The sequence below is a fragment of the Pseudomonas sp. K5002 genome (assembly GCF_013386655.1).
In the GTDB taxonomy this organism is placed as follows: domain Bacteria; phylum Pseudomonadota; class Gammaproteobacteria; order Pseudomonadales; family Pseudomonadaceae; genus Aquipseudomonas.
Genome location: NZ_JACARK010001295.1, coordinates 1 through 2,537, shown reverse-complemented (window position 1 = coordinate 2,537; position 2,537 = coordinate 1). Strand labels below are relative to the sequence as shown.

At 65.1% G+C, this 2,537-nt stretch carries 1 protein-coding gene and 1 pseudogene; both read right to left on the bottom strand.

From position 1 onward, the window contains the following. Positions 1 to 18: 18 nt before the first annotated feature. Complete coding sequence (gene pyk / locus HX846_RS35805; protein ID WP_177008366.1) at positions 19 to 1,434, bottom strand: pyruvate kinase; 1,416 nt, start codon at positions 1,432 to 1,434, stop codon at positions 19 to 21. Continuing rightward, positions 1,424 to 2,537 (bottom strand): annotated as a pseudogene (locus tag HX846_RS35800) (glycerate kinase); the annotation flags it as partial. The pseudogene HX846_RS35800 and the gene pyk, both read right to left, overlap by 11 nt.

Genomic DNA, 2,537 nt, shown 5'->3' with positions numbered 1-2,537 from the left:
CTCCCTCGCCACAGGGGATTAGATCAATGTCTCGATCCGCAACGAGTTGGTCGACCCCGGCTGCCCGAATGGCACCCCAGCAGTAATCACCAACGTATCCCCACGCTCCGCCATACCCTGTGCCTGGGCAATCTCCAACGCCGTGGAACACACCTCATCCACCTGCCGCAGCCGATCGTTCACCACCGAATGCACGCCCCACGCCACGCTCAAGCGTCGCGCCGTCGACAGGTTCGGTGTCAGGTTCAGAATCGGCACCGCCGGCCGTTCCCGCGCCGCCCGCAGGGTGGAGGTGCCCGACTCGCTGTAGTTCACCAGCACTGCCACCGGCAGGATGCTGCTGATACGGCGGATCGCACAGCTGATGGCGTCCGACACCGTGGCATCCGCCTTGGGCCGGCTGACGTCCAGCTGGGTCTGGTAATCCGGGCCATTTTCCACCTGGCGAATGATCTTGCTCATCATCAGCACGGCCTCCAACGGGTATTCACCGGAAGCGGTTTCCGCCGACAGCATCACCGCGTCCGCCCCTTCCGCCACTGCGTTGGCCACGTCGGTGACCTCGGCACGGGTCGGCGCCGGGGAGAAGCGCATGGATTCAAGCATCTGCGTGGCCACCACCACCGGTTTACCCAACTGGCGGCACACACCAATGATGTCCTTCTGGATTTGCGGCACGCTTTCCGCCGGCACTTCCACCCCCAGGTCACCTCTGGCGACCATGATCGCGTCGCTCAGCTCGGCGATTTCCTGCAGGCGCTGCACCGCCGAGGGCTTCTCGATCTTGGCCATCAGGAACGCCTTGTCGCCGATCAACTCGCGGGCTTCGCGGATGTCTTCCGGGCGTTGCACAAACGACAGCGCCACCCAGTCCACCCCCAGTTCGAGGCCGAAGCTCAGGTCGCGGCGGTCCTTGGCCGTCAGCGGGCTGAGCTCCAGCAATGCCTGGGGTACGTTCACGCCTTTGCGGTCCGACAGTTCACCGCCATTGAGCACGGTGGTGTCGATGGCATCGGCGTGCTTGGTGATCACCCGCAGGCGCAGCTTGCCGTCGTCCAGCAGCAGGTCCATGCCGGGCTGCAGGGCCGCGATGATTTCCGGGTGGGGCAGGTTGACCCGCCGCTGGTCACCGGGTGTCGGGTCCAGGTCCAGGCGCAGGGCCTGGCCGCGAATCAGTTGCACTTTTCCTTCGGCAAAACGCCCCACCCGCAGCTTCGGCCCTTGCAGGTCCATCAGGATGCCGAGGGGATAATTGAGCTGGCGCTCCACCTGGCGAATCCACTGGTAGCGTTGGGCGTGGTCGGCATGATCGCCATGGCTGAAGTTCAGGCGAAAGATATTCACCCCGGCTTCCACCAGCTCGCGAATGTCGTCGATGCTGTCGGTGGCCGGGCCCAGCGTGGCGAGGATCTTGACCTTCTTGTCAGGCGTCATGTTCAGGGGACTCTCTTTCAGGGCTTTCAAGAATCAGAATGGCGCGGAAATCGTTGACGTTGGTGCGGGTCGGCTCGGTGATGATCAAGCCGTCGAGGGCCGCGAAGTAGCCGTAGCCATTGTTGTTGTCCAGCTCGTCACTGGCGCTCAAGCCCAGGGCTTCGGCGCGGGCGTAGCTGGTGGGCGTCATGATCGCGCCGGCGTTGTCTTCCGAGCCGTCGATGCCGTCGGTGTCACCCGCCAGGGCGTAGACGCCGGGCAGGCCCTTGAGGCTGTCGGTGAGGCTCAGCAGGAATTCGGCGTTGCGTCCGCCACGGCCATTGCCGCGTACGGTGACGGTGGTTTCGCCGCCGGAGAGGATCACGCAAGGCGCCGCCAGGGGTTGGCCGTGCTGGATGATTTGCCGGGCGATACCGGCGTGCACCTTGGCCACGTCCCGCGCTTCGCCTTCCAGGTCGCCGAGGATCAGCGGGCTGAAACCGGCCTGGCGGACTTTCACTGCCACCGCTTCCAGGGATTGCTGCGGACGGGCGATCAGTTGGAAATGGCTACGGGCGAGCACCGGGTCCCCGGGCTTGACGGTTTCCGACTCCGGGCTTTGCAGCCAGGTGCGCACCGACGCCGGGATTTCAATCTGGTAGCGCTTGAGAATCGCCAGCGCCTGTTGCGAGGTACTGGGGTCGCCAACAGTGGGGCCGGAAGCGATGACCGTGGCCTGGTCGCCCGGTACATCGGAAATCGCGTAGGTGTAGACGGTGGCAGGCCAGCTTGCCTTGGCCAGGCGCCCGCCCTTGATCGCCGAGAGGTGCTTGCGCACGCAGTTCATCTCGCCAATGGTGGCGCCGGATTTGAGCAGGGCCTTGTTGATCGCTTGCTTGTCCGCCAGGGTGATGCCGGCGGCCGGAAGGGCGAGCAGTGCAGAACCGCCGCCGGAGAGCAGGAAGATCACGCGGTCGTCTTCGCCCAGGTTACTGATCAGCTCCAGCACACGCTTGGCCACGGCCTGGCCTGCGGCGTCCGGCACCGGGTGCGCGGCTTCGACCACCTCGATTTTCTTGCAGGGTGCGCCGTTGCCTTAGCGGGTGACCACCAGGCCCGAGACT